Here is a 6,977-nt window from a genome sequence, read left to right on the forward strand (position 1 = left end):
TGAACAGAAATTTTCTGTATGGAGCGTGTTTTAAAATACTTTGATTTTCTCCGCGTCGCTTATTGGTGTCAATTTAATGTGAAACCGCTCGTCCGTCGGGAATTGAAATTCCCGCCTCATAGCTAAAGTCATCTGAAGATGACTAAATATCGCCAAAAATCTCCAGTCTACTTAAGTAGACTGGAGCTAAAAGCCAAAGAAATTTATTTCAAGGCGGGTAAGGAAGCTAACAGATAAATCATTTTGCCTCGTTCCCAGTCTCCGATTAATTTCTGGAGATGTCTAATGGATGAATTCTTTGTAGAGACGGCGATTTATCGCGTCTCTCTAACCGTCAAAATAAATTTGACAAACCACTAATGCAGTTAACTAACGTTTTGTTCTTTTGTCAGAAGTGGTATATTGGCACTTGACCCGACCGAGTATAAACTATGCATAAGCCCACAGGACAGCAAACTCGAAGTGTTGTACTCAGTACTACAAGACAGAAAGAGGGAGCAAGGGGAGTGGGCAGATGACCAAAAATACTGTTTTTTCCCTATTTAAAGGTGTACCTCTAAGCTTCATTCTGGTAGCGTTGTTTCTGCTGCAAATCTTGCTAGCTGTGGGATTGACTGCATACTTATCAATTCACAATGGGCAAAAAGTAATCAATGAGGTGGCTAGTGAATTGCGTCATGAAGTCGCCAATCGGGTTGAGCAGAATTTACAAACCTATTTGTCAACTCCGCGTCAGGTACTACGCAGTAATCAAAATCTGATTAATATTGGGTTGCTAAAGATAGAAAATCTTCCAACCTGGGAGTCATATTTAGTAGAGCAGTTAAAGACTTATCCCGATGCCTTGGCTTTAACGGTAAGCAATGAACAGCAAGAACACCTAACGGTAGAAAAGCTCAACAATCGCGAATTCTTACTTAAAAAAGCCGGAAAGTCAACTGAGTACGACCTTTACACTTACAAAATTGACTCTCAAGGTCAACGTACCCAGCTACCAGAGGTGATTAAAAACTATGATGCGCGATCGCGTCCTGATTATCAAGCAGCTGTTACTGCCAAAAAATTCAGCTTTAGTGAGATTTTTATACCCCCTACTGAACCAAGACTTTTTATTAGTGCATCTCAACCCATCTATAATTCCCAAAGTCAGTTATTCGGAGTCAACAGCACTCTGATTCGTTTATCAGAAATTGGCGATTTGCTGCAAAATATCAAAGTTGGCAAGTCTGGGCAAATTTTTATTATCGACCGTTCAGGGCTATTAGTTGCAAGTTCCACAGCCGAAGAACCATTCCGCTTACAAAATGGTAAATCTATTCGGTTGGCAGCTTCTCAGAGTGTGAATTCTTCGATTCAAGCAGCCGCTAAATATTTAACAACTAAATTTAATAACTTTGACCAAATTCAAAGTTTACAGCAACTAGATTTTTCCTTGGAAGGCAAACGACAATTCTTAGAAGTTAAACCGTTACAGGGCGAATCACATCTCAACTGGTTGATTGTGGTAAATGTCCCAGAGGTAGAGTTTATAGGACAAATTAATCGCAATACTCAAACTACAATTTTTCTTTGTTTAGGAGTATTAGGATTAGCTACTATACTGGGGATTGTTACCGCCCGTTGGATAACTCAGCCAATTTTAGATTTCAGCACGGCAACAAAAGATTTAACCAATTTTACCAATGACAAAGACTCAGTGGTAATAGTACCTGGTATTAAAGAAGTAAAAATACTGGGTGAATCTTTTAATGAGATGGTGCAACAGTTACGCAAAAATTCTACTGCACTGACTATAAAAAATGCAGAGTTAGAACTGCAAGTTAAGCAGCAAACTCAAGACTTACAGAAAGAGATTCAAGAACGTATTAATAGTGAACAAAAACTGCGCCAACATCATCGGGTACTAGCAGAACTGGCAAATCACAAAGCGCTTTTTGAAGGAAATCTAGAAACAGCATTCAAAGTCATCACCGAAAAAGCAGCCAATGCTTTAGAAGTAGAGCGAGTAAGTGTATGGTTATTCAATGATGAGCGTACCAAACTACAATGTATAAATCTTTATGAACGTAGCAATCAAAAACATTCCGCAGGTTTAGAACGCAACCTTGCAGATTATTTAATTTACTATAAAGCCGTGGTGGCTTTGAGTACCATTGTCATTACCGACACTCGCACTGATTTACGAGTACAGGAATTATGGGATAAATTACTAGAACCAAACAATATTGTATCCCTAATTGATACCTCTATTTGGGTTGGGGGTAAAATAGTGGGAACAGTATTATATGAGCAGATTGACATCCCCCGGACATGGGAAATAAGCGAACAAAATTTTGTTAGCTCAATTGCAGAATTTGTTGCCCTAACTTTAGAAGTATGCAACCGCAAACAGGCAGAATCCGCTCTACGTGAGGCTGAAGAAGCTGCGGAAATGGCAAATCGTGCTAAAAGCACCTTTTTAGGAAACATCAATCACGATTTGAGAAATCCCTTAAACTCTATTTTGGAAATCACAGAAGCCCTCAAAGATGGAGTGTACGGCCCTGTGAGCGAAGAACAGCAGCAGTCTTTAACTATACTCGAATCTAGCGGTAAGAACTTACTAGAATTAATTAGCCAAATCCTTGACTTTACCGATACCGAATCCAGCAAAATAGAACTGCAACTAGCCGCTACTTCAATTCAGGAATTATGTGATTACAGCTTAGGTTTTGTCAAACATCTCGCATTTGATAAAAACATTCAGTTGCGGGCACAAGTACCTGAAGAACTCGAACCCATCCAAGTTGATGAACGTCGGATTCGCCAAGTATTTATCAACTTGTTGACTAATGCGATTAAGTTTACTAAAGAAGGAGGCGAAGTTTGGATAGAAGTCCAACCAACTGCTACCAATGAATATATCTTTTTCAGCGTGGTAGATACGGGTATTGGTATGCTTTCTGATGACCTTTTTAAATTATTTCAACCTTTTATGCAGGTTGAAAATGCCTCTACTCGTCGTTCTACGGGCACTGGTTTAGGTTTAGTGATGGTGCAAAAAATTGTCGAGTTGCACGGTGGAACTGTTCACGCCGAAAGTCAGTTAGGTAAAGGCAGCCGATTTACGGTGAAGCTTCCGTGGAAAAAGGTGGATAAATGGGAGGTTTAAACTATATGCCGATAAGTAGTTAAGGGTAATCCAGTACGTTGCTTCACATCAATCAACGATTTATACTCACCTCGTCGCTGCCTTTCTGCTACAATTTGTTCTGCGATCGCTCCATCTAATCCACAAGCAATCAATTCTGGAGTTGAATATGTATTTAATCGTTTCCAAGAAAAATCAGCTTCTTTTTTGTAGTTGTAACCAAAAGTAATTAGCGGTGTAATTCTAGCCACTTGCTTTTCGGGAATTCCGGCTATTTCCTATATATGGAAATAAACGTAACTGATAAAATTTGAGTTTTAGTCTTTGGCTTTTCAAGTTGCTCATTAGCAGATAAAGTTATGTTCAACAATAATTGCTTCTCAACAATTGATTAGTTGCAACAAGTTTATTTGGTTTAGGGAATACCAGATAAAAAAATATGCAATTAACTCTTGTGGGGTGGGCAACACAAGATCCATACAGACTGGGCGGGCAAGATGCCCACCCCACAATATTGGATAATTTATTTCTTGGAGTTCCCTTAACAGATATTGACCATATACAAAGGTAATTTTATTTAATTTATATCTGTTAAACCTCATGAATTTTACCGAATTTACTTGTAGTTACATCAACAAATTTACGTAAACTTCCTGAGGAGAGACGCCAATGGCAAACAAGCATCATGAGCGTCTTGATTCTGACTCTTTAATTTTGACTTCTGAATTCTTCTTCAAGCAGTTTTGTCACTCTTAGTAGCTGCTTCTTCTGAAGTTGCTCTCAAGCGTGTTGCTGTGCTTTTACGGATGCGATCGCTTTTGCGAACAGCACCCGCCATTTCATATTCCCGGCTATCTTTGCCGTATTTAAAAGCAACTCCAATCAGCATTTTTTCGGTTAGATCGCTTAAATTTTTATCCAATTCGCCCATTTCAGTTCTAGAAGAATCAATCACGGCAAGAGCAGTATTATAAGCATCTATTTTGCTCCGGTACTGCTCAATTAGTTCTGTCATATTTTGCAAGTTGCGATCGTCCCCAAAATCCATACTGGGATCAATTGCTTTAAGTCCCGCCGCTCTTAATTCAGCTTTTTCTAAAACGCGATATGTACGTTGCTTCCCAGGCATAAATGTATCCCTTTTATTCTGCTTTAGAGCTAGTTTGCCTTACTAAAGCTGTATCCTAGTTCAGTAAAATCCTCACAAATTAGTATCTGATATGACTGAAAACTCAGTATTTATCACAAAAATTATGTTTTTGTTGATGAAAGACATCTTTTTGTTGATAAAAAAGATGTTTTTATTGATGAAAGACATCTTTTTGTTGATGAAAAAGATGTTTTTATTGATGAAAAAGATGTTTTTATTGATAAAAGACATATTTTTATTGATGAAACTGTAATTTTATGCTTAGAGTCAGTAGAGTGAGTTATGTTAATAAATAAATAGGATACACATAGTCAAAATAGCACATGGAACCTTTAACTACTGCTGCGATCGCAATTGGCACTATAATAGCCACCAAAGCTTTAGAAAAAACAACTGAAAAGGTAACAGAGTCTTTAGTAGATAAGACTGGCAAGTTTCTTGTTACCCTCAAAAAACAGTCTCCCCATACTGTAGCAGCGATCGAGAAAGCACCAGAGCAACCACTTGATTATGACAAGACTGTACGAGAGGTGGGAGCTGCGGCTCAAGCCAATCCTGAAGTGGCTCAAACTATGCAAGATTTAGCATTATTAACAGAAAATAATCCACCGTCTAACTTGGCTGAAATTCTGAAGGAGATAAAAGCGGCTGTGGAAAAATCTCAACAATCATACCCTTCAACTTTTACCCAAAACATCGAAAAAGCAATTAATGCGGCTCAAAACCAAACTATTGACCAAAGAGGTAGTACTTTTAATTTTTGAGTGGAGTCGTCTGACGGAGAACGGACAAAGTTAAGCCCCACAAAATCTATTCTTTATCGCGGTTCTGTTAATTTTGTCGGGCGAGAAACGGAACTGACAATGGTGTATGAAGACTTGCAGCGCGGAGATTATGTAGCAATAGCGGGAATGGGAGGCGTGAGCAAAACTGAATTAGCTACCCAATACGCCAGACGATATGAACAAGATTATGGCGGCATTGCCTGGTTTAACGACAGAGAAACCAATCTTGCCGCCGAAGTTTTAGAATTTTTCCGGTTGCAGTTCGGTTTGGAGATTCCTCAAGAATTAGGAGGAAGCTTTTTAAGCCTTCAAGAACAAGTCGCCTGGTGTTGGCCTAGATATCCTAACTCTCAGTTGCCGATTTTAATCGTCTTCGATGATGTAACCAATTTAGACAACCTCCGCGAAGTTGTTCCCAACGATAACCGCTTCCAAATCTTAATTACTACTCGACTGCGGCATTTAGACCCGAATTTTATTCAAGAAATTCCCTTAGATGTTCTCTCGCCCCAAAAAGAACCAGGCAAAGCCTTAGAACTGTTAAAACGACTGTTGGGGGAAAAAAATAAGCGAGTCGAAAACCAACTACAAACCGCAGCAGCAATATGTGAATGTCTAGAATATTTGCCCTTGGGCATAGAGTTAGTAGGAGGTTATTTGGTACGCGACCCAGAAATATCTTTAGATATCATGTTTGGGCGATTGCAAGAACTTAAATTAGCAGAAGCAGCTTTACAAGACCGGGAAACTCTCAACTCAACTCAACTAGGAGTCAAAGCCGCATTTACTTTAACTTGGTCAGAACTCGACCCACTAGTGCAACAACTAGGAAGATTTTTGAGTTTATTTTCTCCTGTACAAATTCTTTGGGAATTAGTTATTTGGGTGGCGACAAAAAGTCAAAACATAGAACAAGTAAGAGATTCAAACACCTCTCAAGCTGAAGAAAACAGTCCCCCCTGCTCCCCGCTCCCTGCTCCCTTGCCTCTTCTAACTTGGTCGGAAGATGAATTAAACGCAGCTAAAAAGCAACTCTACGGGCGCAACTTGCTGCAACTGGTAGAAGAAAGAGAAGGATATTATAAACTTCATGCGTTAGTGCGGTGGTTTTTGCAAGAGGAGTTAGCAAACTCTGGCGAAACCAAATCGGTTTTAGAAACAACCTTTGCCACCGCCATGATAACCCTTGCCCAAAGCCTTCCTAATTCACCCACTTCTAAAGATATTGAATTCTTCAAAGATGTTATTCTTCATCTTGAAGATATAGGAAAACGTTTAATTGCAGAGATAAAGGAAGCCACAGAAGCACAGACATTTTTCACAGCATCAGTGCCTAACGATCGAGTACTGTGGATATTTGTGGGTATAGGAAAATTTTATGATGGACAAGGATTATATAAATTAGCAAAACCTTGGTATGAGGATGGCGTAAATGTTTGCAAAGCTTTGTTTGCTGGCGACCATCCTGATGTGGCTACTAGCTTGAACAATTTAGCAGCACTTTACGATAGCCAAGGGAGGTACAGCGATGCCGAACCACTATACAGTGATGCTTTGGCAATGACAAAGCGCCTGTTTGCTGGCGACCATCCCAATGTGGCTACTAGCTTGAACAATTTAGCTTTTCTCTACAAAAGCCAAGGTAGGTACAGCGATGCCGAACCACTATACAGTGATGCTTTGGCAATGACAAAGCGCCTGTTTGCTGGCGACCATCCTGATGTGGCTACTAGCTTGAACAATTTAGCAGCACTCTACAAAAGCCAAGGTAGGTACAGCGATGCCGAACCACTATACAGTGATGCTTTGGCAATGATAAAGCGCCTGTTTGCTGGCGACCATCCTGATGTGGCTACTAGCTTGAACAATTTAGCAGCACTCTACAAAAGCCAAGGTAGGTACAGCGATGCCG

5 protein-coding genes are annotated in these 6,977 nt (G+C 39.7%); 3 read left to right on the forward strand and 2 right to left on the reverse strand.

The window, feature by feature from the left end:
• Window positions 1-514: 514 nt before the first annotated feature.
• Complete coding sequence (locus tag V7L31_RS22610) at window positions 515-3,151, forward strand: ATP-binding protein (protein ID WP_334698338.1); 2,637 nt, start codon at window positions 515-517, stop codon at window positions 3,149-3,151.
• Here V7L31_RS22610 and V7L31_RS22615 read toward each other — a convergent pair.
• Window positions 3,148-3,381, reverse strand: coding sequence for a hypothetical protein (locus V7L31_RS22615; protein ID WP_334698339.1), 234 nt, complete (start codon window positions 3,379-3,381; stop codon window positions 3,148-3,150). The genes V7L31_RS22610 and V7L31_RS22615 overlap by 4 nt on opposite strands.
• A 482-nt stretch (window positions 3,382-3,863) precedes the next feature.
• The gene (locus V7L31_RS22620) at window positions 3,864-4,259 is read right to left on the reverse strand and encodes a hypothetical protein (RefSeq protein ID WP_334698340.1); all 396 of its coding nucleotides are present in this window, start codon (window positions 4,257-4,259) and stop codon (window positions 3,864-3,866) included.
• Between the two features lie 344 nt (window positions 4,260-4,603).
• Between V7L31_RS22620 and V7L31_RS22625 the strand changes: the two genes are divergently transcribed.
• Both V7L31_RS22625 and V7L31_RS22630 read left to right on the forward strand, forming a co-directional pair.
• Window positions 4,604-5,044 carry a hypothetical protein gene (locus V7L31_RS22625; protein ID WP_334698341.1) on the forward strand — a complete coding sequence of 147 codons (441 nt, stop codon included), beginning with the start codon at window positions 4,604-4,606 and terminating at the stop codon, window positions 5,042-5,044.
• Window positions 5,045-5,143: 99 nt separating this feature from the next.
• Window positions 5,144-6,977: tetratricopeptide repeat protein (locus V7L31_RS22630; protein WP_442944473.1), on the forward strand; the 1,834-nt coding region annotated here is incomplete at its 3' end.

The organism is Nostoc sp. (assembly GCF_036916655.1).
GTDB lineage: Bacteria > Cyanobacteriota > Cyanobacteriia > Cyanobacteriales > Nostocaceae > Nostoc.

Excerpts from the sequence above, each read along its gene's own strand:
- V7L31_RS22610 (WP_334698338.1), top strand. The coding sequence starts at position 515 with ATGACCAAAAATACTGTTTTTTCCCTATTTAAAGGTGTACCTCTAAGC.
- V7L31_RS22620 (WP_334698340.1), bottom strand. The coding sequence starts at position 4,259 with ATGCCTGGGAAGCAACGTACATATCGCGTTTTAGAAAAAGCTGAATTA.
- V7L31_RS22625 (WP_334698341.1), top strand. The coding sequence starts at position 4,604 with ATGGAACCTTTAACTACTGCTGCGATCGCAATTGGCACTATAATAGCC.